This is a genomic window from Pedobacter sp. PLR, from assembly GCF_026239675.1.
GTDB lineage: Bacteria > Bacteroidota > Bacteroidia > Sphingobacteriales > Sphingobacteriaceae > Pedobacter.
Genome location: NZ_JAPIVQ010000006.1, coordinates 59,293 through 76,667 on the forward strand (window position 1 = coordinate 59,293; position 17,375 = coordinate 76,667).

18 protein-coding genes are annotated in these 17,375 nt (G+C 40.2%); 8 read left to right on the forward strand and 10 right to left on the reverse strand.

All coding sequences use genetic code 11. The features are described from left to right. Positions 1-53 precede the first annotated feature (53 nt). The 7 genes from OQX61_RS15545 to OQX61_RS15575 all read left to right on the forward strand — a co-directional run bounded on the left by OQX61_RS15545 (position 54) and on the right by OQX61_RS15575 (position 5,528). On the forward strand, positions 54-1,154 hold the full coding sequence (locus OQX61_RS15545; RefSeq protein ID WP_265842691.1) for a carboxylate-amine ligase: 1,101 nt from the start codon (positions 54-56) through the stop codon (positions 1,152-1,154). 1 nt (position 1,155) lies between these two features. Further along, the gene (locus OQX61_RS15550) at positions 1,156-1,989 is read left to right on the forward strand and encodes a GMP synthase (RefSeq protein ID WP_265842692.1); all 834 of its coding nucleotides are present in this window, start codon (positions 1,156-1,158) and stop codon (positions 1,987-1,989) included. 3 nt (positions 1,990-1,992) lie between these two features. Further along, positions 1,993-3,180: a hypothetical protein gene (locus OQX61_RS15555; RefSeq protein WP_265842693.1), complete on the forward strand. Its 1,188-nt coding sequence runs from the start codon at positions 1,993-1,995 to the stop codon at positions 3,178-3,180. 51 nt (positions 3,181-3,231) lie between these two features. Next, entirely contained in the window at positions 3,232-3,390 is a 159-nt protein-coding gene (locus tag OQX61_RS24350; RefSeq protein WP_265842694.1) for a FeoB-associated Cys-rich membrane protein, read from the forward strand. Positions 3,391-3,408: 18 nt separating this feature from the next. After that, positions 3,409-3,996 carry a Crp/Fnr family transcriptional regulator gene (locus tag OQX61_RS15565; protein ID WP_265842695.1) on the forward strand — a complete coding sequence of 196 codons (588 nt, stop codon included), beginning with the start codon at positions 3,409-3,411 and terminating at the stop codon, positions 3,994-3,996. Positions 3,997-4,082: 86 nt separating this feature from the next. Continuing rightward, on the forward strand, positions 4,083-4,613 hold the full coding sequence (locus OQX61_RS15570; protein WP_265842696.1) for a YceI family protein: 531 nt from the start codon (positions 4,083-4,085) through the stop codon (positions 4,611-4,613). 93 nt (positions 4,614-4,706) lie between these two features. After that, positions 4,707-5,528 carry a pirin family protein gene (locus tag OQX61_RS15575; protein ID WP_265843072.1) on the forward strand — a complete coding sequence of 274 codons (822 nt, stop codon included), beginning with the start codon at positions 4,707-4,709 and terminating at the stop codon, positions 5,526-5,528. Positions 5,529-5,616: 88 nt separating this feature from the next. Here the strand turns inward: OQX61_RS15575 and ispF are convergent, their stop codons facing one another. Further along, positions 5,617-6,096, reverse strand: a complete 480-nt coding sequence (ispF, locus tag OQX61_RS15580) for a 2-C-methyl-D-erythritol 2,4-cyclodiphosphate synthase (RefSeq protein WP_265842697.1) — start codon at positions 6,094-6,096, stop codon at positions 5,617-5,619. A gap of 386 nt (positions 6,097-6,482) precedes the next feature. On the opposite strand from ispF, the gene OQX61_RS15585 reads away from it, so the two are divergent. Further along, positions 6,483-8,078 (forward strand): SUMF1/EgtB/PvdO family nonheme iron enzyme, encoded by a 1,596-nt coding sequence (locus OQX61_RS15585; protein WP_265842698.1) that lies wholly within the window; start codon positions 6,483-6,485, stop codon positions 8,076-8,078. Positions 8,079-8,164: 86 nt separating this feature from the next. On the opposite strand, the gene OQX61_RS15590 is transcribed toward OQX61_RS15585, so the two are convergent. The 9 genes from OQX61_RS15590 to nuoL are packed head-to-tail and all read right to left on the reverse strand — an operon-like array spanning position 8,165 to position 17,374. Then, the gene (locus tag OQX61_RS15590) at positions 8,165-8,662 is read right to left on the reverse strand and encodes an acetyl-CoA carboxylase biotin carboxyl carrier protein subunit (RefSeq protein WP_265842700.1); all 498 of its coding nucleotides are present in this window, start codon (positions 8,660-8,662) and stop codon (positions 8,165-8,167) included. Between the two features lie 2 nt (positions 8,663-8,664). Beyond that, the gene (locus OQX61_RS15595; protein WP_265842701.1) at positions 8,665-9,321 is read right to left on the reverse strand and encodes a DUF4159 domain-containing protein; all 657 of its coding nucleotides are present in this window, start codon (positions 9,319-9,321) and stop codon (positions 8,665-8,667) included. Beyond that, the gene (locus OQX61_RS15600; protein WP_265842702.1) at positions 9,318-10,022 is read right to left on the reverse strand and encodes a 16S rRNA (uracil(1498)-N(3))-methyltransferase; all 705 of its coding nucleotides are present in this window, start codon (positions 10,020-10,022) and stop codon (positions 9,318-9,320) included. Before OQX61_RS15600 ends, OQX61_RS15595 begins: the two co-directional genes overlap by 4 nt. Positions 10,023-10,034: 12 nt before the next feature. Next, positions 10,035-11,351 carry a hemolysin family protein gene (locus OQX61_RS15605; RefSeq protein ID WP_265842704.1) on the reverse strand — a complete coding sequence of 439 codons (1,317 nt, stop codon included), beginning with the start codon at positions 11,349-11,351 and terminating at the stop codon, positions 10,035-10,037. Further along, positions 11,351-11,905, reverse strand: coding sequence for an inorganic diphosphatase (locus OQX61_RS15610; protein WP_062546557.1), 555 nt, complete (start codon positions 11,903-11,905; stop codon positions 11,351-11,353). Before OQX61_RS15610 ends, OQX61_RS15605 begins: the two co-directional genes overlap by 1 nt. A gap of 2 nt (positions 11,906-11,907) precedes the next feature. After that, positions 11,908-12,570, reverse strand: coding sequence for a DedA family protein (locus tag OQX61_RS15615; protein WP_265842707.1), 663 nt, complete (start codon positions 12,568-12,570; stop codon positions 11,908-11,910). A 45-nt stretch (positions 12,571-12,615) separates the two neighbouring features. After that, on the reverse strand, positions 12,616-13,989 hold the full coding sequence (locus tag OQX61_RS15620; RefSeq protein WP_265842709.1) for an NADH-quinone oxidoreductase subunit N: 1,374 nt from the start codon (positions 13,987-13,989) through the stop codon (positions 12,616-12,618). 4 nt (positions 13,990-13,993) lie between these two features. Beyond that, positions 13,994-15,460: an NADH-quinone oxidoreductase subunit M gene (locus tag OQX61_RS15625; protein WP_265842711.1), complete on the reverse strand. Its 1,467-nt coding sequence runs from the start codon at positions 15,458-15,460 to the stop codon at positions 13,994-13,996. 21 nt (positions 15,461-15,481) lie between these two features. Further along, positions 15,482-17,374 carry an NADH-quinone oxidoreductase subunit L gene (gene nuoL, locus OQX61_RS15630; protein WP_265842714.1) on the reverse strand — a complete coding sequence of 631 codons (1,893 nt, stop codon included), beginning with the start codon at positions 17,372-17,374 and terminating at the stop codon, positions 15,482-15,484. Position 17,375: the final 1 nt, after the last annotated feature.

Consider the following 17,375-nt stretch of genomic DNA (forward strand, 5'->3'; position numbering starts at 1 on the left):
CTCCACAATATTTAGCCATTAGTAACCAGGTATCACAAGCTAAAAATCAAAAGATGAATATTTTTACACTTGGTGTAGAGGAAGAGTACATGGTAATCGATCCTGTAACCCGCGAATTGACCTCTCATGATCAAAAGATTGTAGAGGCGGCACAAAAAATACACAAAGACCAGGTCAAGGCAGAGATGCACCAGGCGGTAGTGGAGGTCGGCACTGGTATCTGTAAAAACACAGAAGAGGCCCGTGCAGAAATATCGCAATTGCGGTATACGGTCTCGCAATTGGCAGGAGAACAAGGTTTACGGATCGGCGCTGCCGGCACACACCCTTTTTCACATTGGGAAAAACAATTGATAACGGAGCACCCAAGGTATAGCGAGATTGTAAATGAGCTTCAGGAGGCCGCCAGATCTAATTTAATCTTTGGTTTACATGTACATGTAGGCTTCCAATCCAGAGAGCTGGCAATTCATATTGCTAATCAGGTGCGTTATTTTTTACCGCATGTGTTTGCGTTATCTACAAACTCTCCTTTCTGGGAAAGTAGGAATACCGGTTATAAATCTTTCCGGACGAAGATATTTGATAAGTTTCCAAGAACAGGAATTCCAGACATTTTCAATAGCATTGAAGATTATGATAACTATGTGAAGTTATTGATCAAAACCAATAGCATCGATAATGCTAAAAAGATATGGTGGGATATTCGGGTGCATCCCTTTTTTGAAACTATAGAGTTCAGAATTTGCGATTGCCCGATGTTAATAGATGAAACCATGGCATTTGTGGCGCTATTTCAGGCCTTATGCGCCAAATTATATAAGCTCCGCTTGCAAAACATGAAATTCATCAGCTATTCCAGAGCTTTGATTAATGAGAATAAATGGAGAGCAGCCAGATACGGTATTGATGGGAATCTAATCGATTTTGGAAAAGAAATGGAGGTGAATTGTCGGAATCTGGTATTAGAGTTGCTCGATTTTGTAGATGATGTGGTAGATGATCTGGGTTGCAGGGAAGACCTGAAATATGTCCATACAATTCTGGCCAATGGCACAGGTGCTGACAGGCAATTGGCTGTTTACGAACAAAATGGTAACTTTGAGTCAGTGGTAGATTACATTACTACGCAAACATTAATAGGTGCCAGATAAAATGAACAGGGATAAAAACAACATCAGAGTTGCTGTAATTGACATGAATAATGGAGCTGCGAATCAAGGGATGCGCGGGATACAAGAGGTTTTACACCGTTATCAGAAAGAAACAGCAATTAACTTATCTTTTGATCTATTTGATTTGAGGTTAAAAGGAGAAATTCCTGATTCTACGTACGACATCTATATTTCCAGCGGTGGTCCGGGGAGTCCTTTTGATGGTATTGGCCAGCAATGGGAAAGTGATTTCTTTGCACTGATGGACGAATTGGAGGACTTCAATCTGCAACATGAACATCAAAAGAAACACGTTTTCTTGATTTGTCACTCTTTTCAAATGGCTTGCCGTAGATTTGGGGTAGGAAAAGTGATCAAAAGACGCTCTACAGCTTTCGGTATTTTCCCTATTTTCCTAACCGAGGAAGGCGAAAATGATCCGATATTTCATGGATTACCAAATCCTTTTTATACCGTGGACAGCAGAGACTGGCAAGTGATCAATCCGGAAGATATCTTCTTTTCTAATCATGAGGCCGAAGTTTTGGCCATAGAAAAAGAACGCCCGCATATAGATCTGGAACGCTGTGTGATGGCCATTCGCTTTACCCCGGAAATTGTGGGCACACAGTTTCATCCGGAAGCAGACCCTGTAGGCATGAAGTTATATCTACTCCAGGAAGACAAGAAAAAAGCAATTATAGAAAATCATGGAGAGGAAAAATACCTTGATATGTTGAATAGTGTAGACGATCCGGATAGAATTACCCTGACCCAAAGCCTGATTTTACCGAACTTTTTAAATGAGGCGCTAAACGCATTACAAGAAGCATAACATATGATCAATAGCTACCGGGCTTCTTTCAACGCACAATTTTCAAAAGAACAGTACGATTTGTTTTTGAAAGAGCTGGAAAAAGGCTTTGTTGAAATTCCGTTTAGGGTAGCAGAAACCCCTGTATTTCTTCCGGCATCCTTAAAAGATCAGTTGATAGCTGCCGGGGCAGAGATTATAACGTTGATTAAAAATGAAAACTTTAAAAGGCTCACCGAAAAGTCGATTCCAGCGGACTGGAAGGTTCCTGATGAAAATGGACATCCCCACTTCCTTACGTTCGACTTTGGAATCTGTAAGGATCAGGAGGGAAATCTGATTCCAAAATTAATTGAATTACAGGGTTTTCCTTCACTTTATGGTTTTCAATCACATTTAGCAAAGATCTTTCAGCAATCATTTGACTTATCACCGGAACTGACTCCATATTTCAATGGGCTTAATGAAGAAAGCTATCTGGAATTACTAAAAGAAGTGATCATTGGCAAGCACCAACCTCACGAAGTTGCCCTGATGGATCTTGATGCCCCTCATCAGAAAACAGCAATTGATTTTTTGATCACGGAAAAATATCTCGGGATAAAAATACTGAGTCTTTCCGACCTGAGAAAGGAAGATAATCATCTTTATTACCAGCAAGACGGCCAAAAAGTCATCCTTAAAAGGATTTATAACCGATTGATTTTTGATGAGATTGGTGACAATACGGATATTTTCAAAAACAGTTTTGACCCCCGTGAAGCACTGGATATAGAATGGGTGACTCACCCAAACTGGTTTTATCGGATCAGTAAATATACCATGCCTTTTTTAAAGAGCGATTTTGTTCCCCCTACTCATTTCCTGAAAGATCTGGAGGAGATTCCTGAAGATTTAGAAAACTATGTATTGAAACCTTTGTTTTCTTTTGCAGGCATGGGCGTGATTATTGATGTCGAAAAGAAAGACATTGAAAATATTGCTGATCCGGAGAATTGGATACTGCAAAGGAAGGTAAGCTATGAACCGGTTGTTCAGGCACCAGATGGGGGCATCAAAGTAGAGATCAGGTTGATGTACTTATGGCCGGAAGGAAAAGAACCGACGCTTTGTATCAGCCTTGCGCGCTTAAGTCGCGGGAAAATGATCGGTGTCCGATATAATAAAGATTTTGATTGGGTTGGCGGAACCGTTGGCCTGATAGAAAAGTAAATTTACATTTAACAGACCTGCCTGAGGCAGGCTTTACCTAGTTTTGCACCTATGGATATTCAAACCATATTAGTTGTCATTCTTTTCATCGCTGCTATATTTTATATAGGCCGCATGATCTTCAGATCAGTATCTCCTAAAAAAGGAGGCTGTGCATCTAACTGCAAATGCGGTGTAGATTTTTCCAATATCGAACCTGTTAAAAAATAGGTTTTATCTATATCAAATATGCTTGAGCAGTTCAAACTCTATTTACAGAAGAAAGTCGCCATTACAGATGAGCAATTCGACTTAATCTCCGGTCGGCTTAAAGTAAAGAGCTTTGATAAAAATGAAATGATCCTGATGAAGGGGGAAGTATCTCCACACGGTTATTTTGTGCTTAGCGGATTACTGCGCAGCTATTCTATAGATGCCAAAGGTAAAACCCATATCATCCAGTTTGCGCCGGAACAATGGTGGCTTTCTGACCGGAATGGGATGTTTAATGAAGCTTCTGAATTTTTCATTGATGCTATTGAGCCTACTCAGGCAGTTTTAATGCCCAAAGGTTTTATTGATGAGGCGGCAAAACATGTCCCCTGTATGTACGATCTGAATAACACTATGCTGAACAATTCGATTCGTTTCATGCATAAAAGGATCAATATGTTGCTTAGTGCTACCGCCGAAGAAAGATATTTGAACTTTATTCAACTTTACCCAAACCTTACCCTAAGGGTCCCGCAATGGATGATTGCATCCTATTTGGGCATCACTCCAGAGTCGCTCAGCAGGGTCCGTAAAGACCTCGCCCACAAGCATTTTAAAGTCTAGCGTTTTCTTATCATACATCAATGTATGATAAGCTTTGTGGCCGTAATTTTGTGTTGTAAATAAGAACATCTAAAAACAACAATATTATGGCAACTACTCAATGGTCATTAGACCCAACTCACAGTGAACTACAGTTTAAAGTAAAACACTTAATGATCACTACAGTAACTGGTAGTATGAACACATTAACAGGATCTTTAATTGCTGAAACTGAAGATTTTGAAAATGCTAAAGTTACTTTTGAAGCAGATATCAACTCCATTGACACTGGAAATACAGACAGAGATAATCATTTGAAAAGCGGTGATTTCTTTGACGGAGAACAATTCCCAAAAATGACCTTTACTTCTAGTTCTTTTGAAAAAGATGGCGGTGATTATGTTTTAAAAGGTGATTTAACCCTTAAAGGAACAACTAAACCGATCAAATTAAATGTAGAATTTGGTGGTATCGCTACAGATCCATGGGGAAATACTAAAGCAGGATTTACCGTTAGTGGTAAAATCAACAGAACTGACTTTGGTTTAACCTGGAATGCAGCATTGGAAACTGGTGGAGTGATGGTGAGCGAGGACGTAAGAATATTAGGCGAATTACAATTTGTAAAACAAGCTTAAAAACAACACGTCCATCTAAATTTAGAATGGAGAGACGTAATGAATGAAAATATAAAACAGGTATCGGCGGTTTTAAACCCGCCGGCACCTCATATGGTTGGAGACGGATTTAGGGTCCATAATTTTTTTCCTAATGGGTATAAGCTCAAAATGAGTCCCTTTTTCCTGTTGGATTATAATTCCAAAATCCAGTTTTCAGCACGCACCGAGCCTAGAGGCGTAGCCGTACATCCACATCGTGGATTTGAAACGGTAACTATCGCTTATCATGGAGCGGTTGCGCATCATGATAGTGCTGGAAATAGTGGTGTAATTTATCCCGGAGATGTGCAATGGATGACTGCCGCAAGTGGCATTTTACACAAAGAATATCATGAAGAGGTCTTCAGTAAACAGGGCGGCACCTTCCAAATGGTGCAACTTTGGGTCAATTTACCTGCGAAAGATAAAATGAGTAAGCCGAAATATCAGGCGATTAGTCATGCGGAAATTGCTAAACATCAATTGCCAGATGACGCAGGTCTGGTAGAGGTAATTGCCGGAGAATATCGGGGTACAAAAGGATCTGCAAATACTTTTACACCAATTCATGCCTATAATTTACGCCTGAATAAAGGCGGAAAGGCAACTTTCAGCTTCCCCGCTGATTTCAATACCGCTTTTGTGGTTATTGAAGGGGAGATTAAAGTGAATAACGGAGAAATCGCAAAAGCAGATCAAATGGTTCATTTCAAAAATGAAGGGGAACAAATTTTTGTCGAAGGTTTTCAGGATAGTGTAGTGCTTGTTTTAAGCGGGGCACCTATAAATGAGCCTGTCACACATTACGGGCCGTTTTTAATGAACAAACCCGAAGAAATTCAACAGGCTATTGCAGATTATAACCAGGGGAAATTCGGTTATTTAGAAGAATAATTTTAGCTTTTTAAGAAGCCTGTAATTGAAGTGCGCCCAAAAAGTTAGACACTTATTGGGGGCACTTCAATTACAGACTTTTTCTATTTTATCCTTTTTGAATCAGGCAGACCGCATAAGCAACCACACCTTCTTCTCTCCCAATAAATCCCATTTGTTCGTTGGTTGTTGCCTTGATGGAAATGTCTTCGATATCCATTCCCGTGGCGGTTGCAATATGCTCTTGCATTGCCGGAATATGCGGATTGATTTTTGGCGCTTCTAAACAAAGCATTGCATCAATATTTCCAATTTCAAATCCTTTTTCTTTAACCAGTTTCACACTTTCTTGCAATAGGATCAGGCTGCTAATTCCTTTCCAACGGGGATCAGTATTCTTAAAATGGTAACCAATATCCCGGAGATTTGCGGCACCAAGTAATGCATCGCAAATCGCATGAAGCAACACATCCGCATCTGAATGACCAAAAGCGCCTTTATGGTGTTCCAAATTTACTCCTCCCACGATGAAAGGATGTCCATCCTTTAGCTGGTGTACATCAAAGCCAAATCCTACCTTAATCTTCATTTCTATATCTATTAGTTTATACGTATTCTCTTTTACTGTCTCGATCTTTTCCGGTCTTGTCATTTGATCATCAGCAAGGCTGATCCGACCTCCCCGAAATTAAGCAATAAAGCTAACCTTAACGTGTTTCCAGTGGAATTTTTGGGCGGTCGCCGGTAAATATGCAAAGACCAGGTCAAACCTGTTAAATTCCAGGCATATCTTCTGTTGTGTAATATCAGACAAAAAATCTGTACTAATTCCAGCATACTATTACAAAACCTGCCTCAGATATGCGCAAACATATTTTACAAAAGATTATTTTTTATCTAAGTCGTGTTTTTTCTTGCTCAGTAACTCTTTTTTTATGTAATTTTAACAGTTAAAGCACTATGAGATCCCTCAATATGAAAAAATCATACTTATATTATTCGATTGCAGCTATTGCAGTAGTAGGTTCTTTCTCTTCCTGTAAGTCAAAATCAGGAACTTCAGAGAAGACAGGAATGGCGTATAACAAGCGCGAGTTTGGTGGCTTTGAAGTAAATAAAAAATTTAAACGTGGCCCCGGTCCTGGATTAGTAGAAATTGAAGGCGGTGTTTTCGTGATGAGCGGAAGTGCAATCAATGTTGCTGGTGAAGAACTTAGCAATTACAACCACAAAAGAGAAACCACCGTTTCTTCCTTTTACATGGATGAAACCGAAGTTTCAAATACCAACTGGCTGGAATATCTGAGCTGGATTCGCACCACCTATCCTACAGATCACGAATATTACTATAACGAACTTCCTGATACTTTAGTGTGGCGCAGACCGCTATCCTACAATGAACCATACGTAGATAATTATTTAAGACATCCCGCTTACCAGGATTATCCGGTGGTGGGTGTAACCTGGGAACAGGCAGAAAGATATTGTGCCTGGAGAACAGATCGCGTGAATGAGCTTTTACTCCGTGAAAAGGGTTATATGACCAGTTTCAAAGATATGAATGGTGGAAACTCCAATTCAGCTGCTGCTGCGACAACCAATAACTCAAAAGGAGCTTTCAATACGGATGTTTACCTGAACGGTCAGTACGATGATAAGGGAAAAAGAGCCATGAAAGATCTTAATCCATCAAATGCCGGTAATGCTGCCGGAGCAGCCAATACAGGTGGCAGAAGTGGCGCCACCAGAAACGTAAGACTGGAAGATGGCATCATCAAACAACCTTACCGTTTGCCAACAGAGGCAGAATGGGAATATGCAGCACTTGGATTGATTGGCAATACTCAATATGAAAACATCAATGCCAACAAGATTTATCCATGGAATGGTCTGGGCTTAAGTTCTGCCAAAAGAAACACCAGAGGATTGATTTTAGCCAACTTTAAAAGAACTAAAGGAGATTACATGGGTGTTGGTGGTTCCCTGAATGATAAAGGTGGTTTAACCGTTGCAGTAAGGTCTTATATGCCGAATGATTTTGGCTTGTACAACATGGCTGGAAACGTAAATGAATGGGTTGCTGACGTTTATCGTGCCAAAACATTCGAAGCTGCTGATGCTTTCAATCCATATAGAGGTAACTATTATAAAGACAAAAAAGTAGCTGATCCAATCAGTGGCAAAATAGAGATAGATAAGTATAACAGACCGGTTTTAACCGATGCTAAGGCCTATAAGAAACAAACCTGGGCAGAGAAACAGGCAGCAGCGCCCGCAACAGCGACTGCAAATACTTATGCGGATCAAAGAGGTTTCCGTGATCAGGCGAATGAGTTATATGGCGAAATCACCCTGGTAACGGATAAATCAAGAGTTTTTAAAGGTGGTTCATGGGATGATCAGGCTTTATGGTTAAATCCTGCAACCAGACGATTCCTACAACAGGATGAATCTACGGCCGATATCGGCTTCCGTTGCGCCATGACTATGTTAGGTGCTTCAGAGATCAGATCTACTGGAAAACCACAATTTAAGCCGAAAGCTGCAAGGGCATTCAAGGCCAGAAATTAAAACCAGACTATAAAAAAGGGAGCAGATAACCGCTCCCTTTTTTTATATACAGAATTTTTGAATAGCCTTGAATCCACTAATTTAGTTTAGGCAAATTGGATCAGGATACCGTTCTTCTCTACTTTATCTCCTTTTTGCACTAAGATTCGCTTTACCATACCTGCTGCAGGCGATTTAATGATATTTTCCATCTTCATCGCTTCCAGAACCAGTAAGCTGTCGCCCTTAGTTACTTCCTGGCCTTCGGTAACCATGAGTTGGAGTACTAAACCAGGCATCGGTGCTTTAATTTCCTGCACTTTATGCGCAGCAGCACTATCCATTCCTAACTGTTTCAACAATTCATCATATTGATCTTCCATGTCTACCTGATACAGATTACCGTTTACCCTAATCGTCGCCTGCTTTCCTCCTTCTTCCCGCTCCAGGACTTCTACAGTATAGGATTTATGCTCATAAATGATATGTTGGGTGTTAGCCGATAATTCTTTGGCATCAATATCAAGTGCTTGTCCGTCCACCGTGATTGTTTTCTCTGAAACGACTACGTTGAAATTGTATTGCTCATTTACTTTTACCTTCATAGTTATTGTGTTAGTGCATACTGAACCAAATTTGCGCCCATTTTTAGCGCGTTCAGGCGTTTATCTTGTGTATCCTCCGGATAAGTACCGAAATCCTCCCAACCATTCCCCAGATCGCATTCAAATGTGTAATAGCAGAGTACCCTACCCTCCCTGATTAAAGCCAGCCCCTGAGGCGACTTCCCATCATGTTCGTGGATTTTCGGTAAACCATTCGGGAATTTAAATTTTTGCTGATAGAGTGGATGATTGGCTGGTAATTCCACAAAAGAAAGCTCAGGAAAAACCTTTTTCATTTCCTTGCGGATAAACTTATCCAGTCCGTAGTTATCATCGATGTGAAGGAAACCTCCACCGCTAAGGTATTTTCGTAAATTTTCGGCCTCAGCATCGCTGAACACTACATTTCCATGCCCTGTCAGGTATACAAAAGGATAATTGAATAGTTCTGCGCTACCCACTTCGACGGTGGCATCCTGAGGAGCGAAATTTGTATTCAGGTTTTTATTGCAGAAGTCTATGAGATTCGGAAGCGCGGTTCTGTTGGCATACCAATCGCCTCCCCCATTATATTTCAACTTAGCCATCTTATAAGTTGGCGGCTTAAAGCCACACAACAAAAATATTAATCCGACAACCAGGCCTGTTTTTAATTTCATCTGTTTAAATAATTCACCTCAAAGCAGGCTGCCAATGCAGCAGTTTCTGTTCTCAGACGTGTATTACCTAAAGTTAAGGGTTTAAAGCCGTTTTGCAAAGCGAGTTCGATTTCTTTCGGACTAAAGTCGCCTTCCGGACCAATCAAAACAGTGTAGTTTTGGTGGGGTTCGGCCACCTGACTAATGTACAGGCGGGGTTCTCCATCGATGCAATGCGCAATCATTTTTATGGAGTTATTTTCAATTTTCAAAAAATCAGCAAAAGAGATCTGCGGATTTAATACCGGATGGTAAGCTTGTAAAGATTGCTTAACTGCGGAGGTGATCACTTTATTAAGCCGATCTTCCTTGATGATTTTCCTTTCAGAACGCTCGCAGATGATCGGGGTAATTTCATCGATCCCTATCTCGGTTGCTTTTTCAAGAAACCATTCCAGACGATCGATATTTTTGGTAGGTGCCACCACAATGTGCAAGTGGTGGTTTCGTTTTTGATACTCCTGAATTGCTTTGGTCACATGGAGCTGGACATTTTTCTTTCCTTCTCCGGTGATTTCTGCTTCATAAAAGCCTCCTTTTCCGTCAATCAGATTCACCACATCGCCAAGTCCTAATCGCAGGACCTTGAGACAATGTTTACTTTCTTCTTCATTTAAAGAATACTCGGTGGCATCAATATCAGGGGTATAAAAAACGTGCATTGCTTAAAAGGTTTAGTGGTTGTCCACCATATCGCTTTTATCAATCACCAGTTCAAGCTTTATGGTTTCAATATTTTGCTCAGTTTTCTTTAAGATGGTGAATAAATAACCATAGCATTCCTCGCTATCACCTACTTCTGGTATTTTACCAAAAGCATGGGATACCAATCCGCCTACAGTATCAAAATCTTCATCTTCAGGAAGGTCGTGCGGTAAATGCTCATTCACATCATAAACAGTGGCATAGGCATTAATGATGAATTCAGTTTCAGAGATTTTCTCTACAGTTGGCTTCTCTTCATCATACTCATCCTGGATTTCTCCAACAATCTCTTCTACGATATCTTCAAGTGTTACCATACCTGCGGTACCACCAAACTCATCGATTACGATTGCGATCTGAATGCGTTTCTGTTGAAGTTCGCTCAACAGGTCATTAATTTTCTTTGTTTCAGGAACGAAATAAGGTTTTCTGATGATGTCTTGTAAAACCCAGTCTTTTTTGGAGGCCAGCAAGGGTAAAATATCCTTGGCATGTATAATACCAATGATTTTATCGATAATGCCATCATATACCGGTAGTCTGGAATATCCGTCGCCGATGATTTTATCAATCACAGCGGCCGGAGGAGTAGACAATTCAATTCCTGATATTTTGGTTCGGGGAACCATAATATTTTTTACAACTCTTTCGTTGAAGTCAAAGACATTTTTAATCAATTCATGCTCATTGGTATCTAAAGCACCACTCTCTTTACCCTGATCTAACAAATAATGAAGTTCTTCAGTACTGTGGACGGACTCATGGCCCCCTACAGTTGAGATTCCGAAGACTTTAAGGATCATATTTGCAAATCCGTTCAGCACCCAGATGAAGGGTCTGAAGATCAGGTAAAATGCCTGTAATGGCACTGCAATAAACAGTGTTGTTGCTACAGGGCGTTGTATCGCTATCGATTTAGGCGCCAATTCACCAAATACAATGTGCATTACGGTAATAAATAAGAAGGCGATTGCGGTAGAGATTGAAGTGATGTATACTTCAGAAAAATTAAAGCCGGCTAACATGTCGTGGATGAGGCTGTGCATTACAGATTCACCTACCCAACCTAAGCCCAGAGAAGCTAAAGTAATACCTAGCTGCGTGGCAGCCAGGTATCCGTCCAGATGCTGGGTAATATATTTTGCAATATTGGCTACCCTGCTACCTGATTTTGCTTTAATTTCAATTTGTGATGCCCGGACTTTTACAATTGCAAACTCTGCTGCAACGAAAAACCCGTTCAGTGCTACTAAGAAGAATGTTAAAAATATCTTGAATCCTTCCATTAAGATGTTTGATTTCTAAACTTCTGGTCATAAAGGAGGATACTTTCCTGTATCACTTTATGCGCATATCGAACGCCCAAAAGGTGCTCAATAGTAACCTGTTTTTCTTCTAAGGCTTTATAGTCCTGGAAGAATTTCACAATTTCCTTCATCGTATGAGGAGGCAATTCTGCTAAATCATTGATGTAGTTCACAGACATATCATTTTTTGCTACTGCAATAATTTTATCGTCTTGTTCACCATTATCCACCATGTGCATAACACCGATAACTTTTGCTTCTACGATTGACATTGGGTAAACGTCAACAGAACAAAGTACAAGGATATCCAGAGGGTCATTATCATCACAATAAGTTTGTGGGATAAAACCATAGTTAGCCGGATACATTACAGAAGAGAAGAGTACCCTGTCTAATTTAATCAGGTGGGAATCTTTATCGATTTCGTATTTTGCTTTAGATCCTTTAGGAATTTCAATAATTGCATTTACTGTTTCAGGTAAGTTTTCACCTGGAGAAACAAAATGCCACGGATGACGCTCGTCTTTAATCATTTTTAATGTTCAGTGTTTGATATATCGTCATTGTCTTCTTTCACTACTTTCTTCTTTACGAACGTGTAAATCAGTGGAATAGTGGTGATGACAATAAAACCTATAATAATGTATAATAAATAATCGTTAATTTCTTTTTCAAATCTTTTGCCAAGGAAATAACCCAGCAAAGTTAAGGAAGCAATCCAAATAATTGCACCCGCAAAGTTATATAATGCAAATCTTTTAAAGTCCAGTTTTACTACACCAGCAAAAATCGGTGCAAAAGTTCTTACAATCGGAACAAACCGCCCCATTATAAGTGCAAAGGCCCCCTGTTTATTATAATAATCTTCGGCAGCCTTTAAATAACGTTTTTTAAAGAAGAAGGAGTCCTTTCTATCATACAGGACGGGGCCCGTCTTTCGACCAAACCAATAGCCTGTAAAATTACCTGATACGGCGGCAACAATTAGTCCAAGAATCAACACATAAAGGTTGACGTCTAATTTGCCTGTAGCGACGAACATGCCGGCAAGAAACAACAGGTAGTCCCCTGGTAAAAAGAAACCAAAAAACAAACCTGTCTCGGCGAAGATCACAAACATTACAACATAAAAACCACCTTCTTTAAGTAGTTTTTCAGGATCAATAAATTGCTGTAATGAGTTCCAGAAATCTTGCATAGTTCAATTATTCGTAAAACTACATATAATTATCTACAGATATGACTATATCAGATTTAAAATTATAGCTGGATAAATCCCAAGGAAAACGGTGATGATCAGCGATAATGCCAGTACAACCTTATACTGTACAGGCGTTTCCAGTGTGATCTCCGTACCCTCTTTGAAATACATCGCTACAATTACTTTGAAATAATAGTAAAATCCTACTAAAGCATTCAGAATTGCGAAAGCAACTAAATAAAAATGATAATCGTGCATCACATTCAGGAACATCAGGTATTTACCGATGAAACCAGCCGTTAACGGAATACCCGCTAAGGACAACATCGCTACCGTTAGGGCGAATGCCGCAAATGGATTGCGTTTTCCTAAACCATTGAAGCTTTCAAAATTATCATTACCCGTTTTCTGTTTCACCAGGATTAGTACCGCAAAAGCCGAAATACTTGCAAAAGTATAGGCAGCAGCGTACACCAATACATTGTTCATAGAACTGGCAGTAAGAGATACTAAAGAGAATAATAAGTAACCTGCATGAGAGATACTGGAGTAAGCCAGCATTCTTTTGAAGTTCTTTTGAAATAAAGCAGTTACGTTACCGATGAATAAAGTCAGACAAACAATCACCATCAAAGGAGGTAACCAGAAATCATGTAGCGGAGCAAAAGTATCTGCGAATAAACGTAGAATCGCTGCGAAACCAGCAGTTTTAACTACTGTAGACATGAAAGTCGTAATCAATGTTGGTGAACCTTCGTACACATCCGGAGTCCAGAAATGGAAAGGAGCAGCACCGATTTTAAAGCACAGACCGATCATTAACAAGATCACCCCGGGGTAAAACAAAGGAGAAATCGACTGTGGGTTTTCTACCAGATATTTGTTGATCGTATCAAGGTCAAAAGAAGCCGTAGCACCGTAGATCAGGGTAATACCAAACAACAGGAAGCCTGTAGAGAAAGCCCCCATCAGGAAGTACTTTAAAGAAGCCTCATTGGAAGCGAAGTTATTTTTTCTGATCCCTGCAAGAATATATAAGGCAACAGACATAATTTCCACCCCGATAAATAACATCGACATGTTTTTGTAAGAAACCATGATGATAATCCCCGTCAGGGCAAAAAGCATCAGGGTAAAGTATTCTGCTATATTTTCACTATTGGCCGCAAAATAGTTCTGCGTCAACAGGAATATAAAAATAGTTCCTAAAATAGCTAGTCCTGCGAAAGCTAATGCAAAGTTATCCATTTGCATCATTCCGTAATAAGTCTGGTTTGTGCTCCAGGAAGTAACTACAAAAGCCAGCGAGGTAAGCAACCCAATTAAGGTAAGGGGTAATAACGCTTTTTTAGCTTTAAACAAACCTGCATAAAGCACCACTAAAGCTGTAACAATAATTGTTATGATGATATTCATTTGCTTAGTTTACCGATGTTAATTTTTGTGTTACCTGTTCTATTAATTGTTGTACCGAGGCTTCAGATAGGTGAAGAATTGGCTTAGGATATACACCTAAAGCAATGATCATGGCACAAATGACATACAATACTACTTTTTCAGATCCTTTAATATCTGTGAAGCCGATGGTTAAGTCATTGGTTTTTCCAAGCATAATGTTCTGATACATTCTGAACATATATACCGCACCGAAGATGATAGACAATCCAGCGAAAACGCCTGCCCAAACCTGGTACTGATAGATACCGATCAGCAATAAGAATTCTCCGATGAAGCCATTTGTTCCTGGTAAGGCTACCGTTCCCAATACAATGATTAGAAAAGCAATGGCCAGCTGAGGTGCTTTCTTAGCAATCCCACCTAACTCTGCAATTTTATTAGTTTTCATGCGACTTGCGATAATGTCAAGCACAAAGAATAAACCGACAACGTTGATACCGTGACTTAACATCTGTACCATAGCACCCTGCATACCTTGTGTGTTTAACGCGAAGATACCTGCGGCAATTAATCCTACGTGAGCAATAGAAGAGTAAGCAACCAGTCTTTTAGCATCCTTCTGTGTAAAAGCAATCAGGGAAGCGTAAACCACACCGATAATCGAAAGGATCATGGCTAAATTACCCCATTGTTGAACACCTTCCGGTGCAATTGGCAATAACCATCTGATCAGACCGTAAATACCCATTTTCAACATAATCCCGGACAATAACATCGTACCCGGAGTTGGAGCTTCCACATACGTATCTGGTTGCCAGGTATGGAATGGGAAGATTGGCATCTTAATCGCAAATGCAATAAAGAAAGCCCAGAAAATCCATCCTTGCTGTGCAGCATCAAGATTTAAGTTATAGAAAGCCTGAATTTCGAAGTTGTGAGCAGGATTTTGTAAGTATAGGTAAATGATACCCATTAGCATGAACAGAGATCCGGCAATGGTATACACGAAAAACTTCATGTTTACGCTAATCCTATCTTTACCACCCCAGATGGCGCAGATAAAGTAGATAGGAATTAAAGCTGCTTCCCATCCGATATAGAATAAGAAGGCGTCTAAAGCAGTAAACACCAATAATAAACCAAACTGCATAAACAAGATCAATGCAAAGAAGGCATTGGCCTTTTTATAATCATGCTGATAAGCCGATAGAATAATAACCGGAACCAATACATTGGTTAATAAAACGGTGATCATGCTGATACCATCAATTCCCGCGTGGAAATTGATCCCTAAATCCTGAATCCAGGGATAGTTTACCGCAAATTGCGTACTGGCATCTGGTGTAAAGTTACATACCATGATTAGAGTCAGGCCTAACGAAAGGATTGCCGACCCCAGAGCCACATGTTTTGCTGCATTACCTGTGAATGCAGTAACCACGGCGCCAACCAATGGTAGAAAGATAAGAAGTATTAAAAGTTGTTCCATTATGTTTTCTTGAACGATCTTTTACAGAGATAAATAAGTATACAATAACAATGAGATGATTCCTACCACCATCATTAACAGATAGAATCCAACGTTTCCGGATTGAACCAAACGTAAACCTTTACTGGCTTCCGAAGTGCCCCAACCTAAACCGTTCACTATACCATCAACAATTTTATTGTCAATAATTTTATAGAAGAAAGTTGAAAATGCATCCAAAGGTCTTCTGATGATCAAATCATAAATCTCATCGATATAGAATTTCTGGTAAGACAAGTTAGCCAAAGCAGTCCTTTTTCCTTCATCAGGAAGTGGGATATGGTTTTGTTTAACATACTTCACGTAGGCAAAGCCGATCGCAACCAACACGCCAATTACAGAAACCGCCATTAACATATACTCAGTTGCATGGTCAGGCGCTTCAGCAGTGTGTTTAATCACCGGAGCCAGCCAATGAGATAACCAATGATTTCCACCCAATGCTTCCGGTACACCGATCATTCCACCGATCGCAGATAAAACTGCCAATACGATTAAAGGAATAGTCATAGATTTCGGAGATTCATGAATTTTCTCTTCAGCATGGTGCGTTCCGCGATACTTTCCTGAGAAAGTAAGGAACAACATTCTGAACATATAGAAAGCAGTAAGGAAGGCGGTAAATACACCGATCGCCCACATGGTTTTATCATGTACATAAACATGCGCCAGAATCTCATCCTTAGAGAAGAAACCTGAGAACGGAGGTAAACCAGCAATTGCAATGGTACCGATCAACATCGTCATAAAAGTAACCGGTAATTTCTTACGTAAGCCACCCATATGTCTCATGTCTTGTTCATGGTGCAAAGCATGGATCACAGAACCTGCACATAAGAACAATAATGCTTTAAAGAAAGCATGTGTAATTACGTGGAAGAAAGCACCGTTGTAAGCGCCAACTCCTAAACCAAGGAACATATATCCCAATTGAGATACCGTAGAATAAGCCAGTACCTTTTTAATATCCGTTTGTGTTAAGGCGATAATTGCACCCAGTACAGCAGTAGCTAAACCAACGATAGCAATGATGTGCTGAATCATTGGAGCCAGGTCGAAGAGCACGTTTGATCTGGCGATCATATATACACCCGCAGTTACCATGGTAGCCGCGTGAATCAATGCAGAAACCGGCGTTGGACCAGCCATCGCATCCGGTAACCAGGTAAACAAAGGCAACTGAGCCGATTTACCACAAGCACCGATAAACAACAGTAAAGCGATTAATGCAATGCTGCCATTTCCAGGAAGCATGTTTGCGGCCTGAGGAAAGATTTTAGAGAACTCAACTGTACCGAAAGTGGTAAAGATAAAGAACACACCCAACAGGAAACCAAGGTCACCGATACGGTTCATGATAAAAGCTTTCTTAGCAGCAGAAGCATAGCTACTATTCGTGTACCAGAATCCGATCAGCAGGTACGAACAAAGTCCTACCCCTTCCCATCCGATAAACATCACGATGTAGTTAGAACCTAATACCAATAGCAACATGAAGAAGATAAAGAGATTCAGGTAGCTAAAAAACTTACCGAACGCCTCATCAGCGTGCATGTAGCCAATGGAGTAAATATGGATTAAGAAACCTACCCCGGTGATGATCAGCAGCATAATTGAGCTTAACGGATCTACAAGGAAGGAAAGTGGAATGTTCAGCTTACCAGCGCTGATCCAGTCGAACAAGAAAATCTCGTGCGACTTATTTGCATCTGCCCCCAATTCGAAGAAGATACCTACACTGATGGCAAATGAAATGAATATCACGCTGCTTCCGATGAAACCGATCAGGTTTTTAGAAAGCGTATTTCTTCCCAGGCCATTGATAACAAAGCCTAAAAGAGGAATTAAGGGAACCAGCCAAACTAAATTTATCATG

Bases quoted from the DNA above. Each gene is read 5' to 3' on its own strand.
- OQX61_RS15545 (WP_265842691.1), top strand. From the start codon at position 54: ATGAATATTTTTACACTTGGTGTAGAGGAAGAGTACATGGTAATCGAT.
- OQX61_RS15550 (WP_265842692.1), top strand. From the start codon at position 1,156: ATGAACAGGGATAAAAACAACATCAGAGTTGCTGTAATTGACATGAAT.
- OQX61_RS15555 (WP_265842693.1), top strand. From the start codon at position 1,993: ATGATCAATAGCTACCGGGCTTCTTTCAACGCACAATTTTCAAAAGAA.
- OQX61_RS24350 (WP_265842694.1), top strand. From the start codon at position 3,232: ATGGATATTCAAACCATATTAGTTGTCATTCTTTTCATCGCTGCTATA.
- OQX61_RS15565 (WP_265842695.1), top strand. From the start codon at position 3,409: ATGCTTGAGCAGTTCAAACTCTATTTACAGAAGAAAGTCGCCATTACA.
- OQX61_RS15570 (WP_265842696.1), top strand. From the start codon at position 4,083: ATGGCAACTACTCAATGGTCATTAGACCCAACTCACAGTGAACTACAG.
- OQX61_RS15575 (WP_265843072.1), top strand. From the start codon at position 4,707: ATGGTTGGAGACGGATTTAGGGTCCATAATTTTTTTCCTAATGGGTAT.
- ispF (WP_265842697.1), bottom strand. From the start codon at position 6,096: ATGAAGATTAAGGTAGGATTTGGCTTTGATGTACACCAGCTAAAGGAT.
- OQX61_RS15585 (WP_265842698.1), top strand. From the start codon at position 6,483: ATGAAAAAATCATACTTATATTATTCGATTGCAGCTATTGCAGTAGTA.
- OQX61_RS15590 (WP_265842700.1), bottom strand. From the start codon at position 8,662: ATGAAGGTAAAAGTAAATGAGCAATACAATTTCAACGTAGTCGTTTCA.
- OQX61_RS15595 (WP_265842701.1), bottom strand. From the start codon at position 9,321: ATGAAATTAAAAACAGGCCTGGTTGTCGGATTAATATTTTTGTTGTGT.
- OQX61_RS15600 (WP_265842702.1), bottom strand. From the start codon at position 10,022: ATGCACGTTTTTTATACCCCTGATATTGATGCCACCGAGTATTCTTTA.
- OQX61_RS15605 (WP_265842704.1), bottom strand. From the start codon at position 11,351: ATGGAAGGATTCAAGATATTTTTAACATTCTTCTTAGTAGCACTGAAC.
- OQX61_RS15610 (WP_062546557.1), bottom strand. From the start codon at position 11,905: ATGATTAAAGACGAGCGTCATCCGTGGCATTTTGTTTCTCCAGGTGAA.
- OQX61_RS15615 (WP_265842707.1), bottom strand. From the start codon at position 12,570: ATGCAAGATTTCTGGAACTCATTACAGCAATTTATTGATCCTGAAAAA.
- OQX61_RS15620 (WP_265842709.1), bottom strand. From the start codon at position 13,989: ATGAATATCATCATAACAATTATTGTTACAGCTTTAGTGGTGCTTTAT.
- OQX61_RS15625 (WP_265842711.1), bottom strand. From the start codon at position 15,460: ATGGAACAACTTTTAATACTTCTTATCTTTCTACCATTGGTTGGCGCC.
- nuoL (WP_265842714.1), bottom strand. From the start codon at position 17,374: ATGATAAATTTAGTTTGGCTGGTTCCCTTAATTCCTCTTTTAGGCTTT.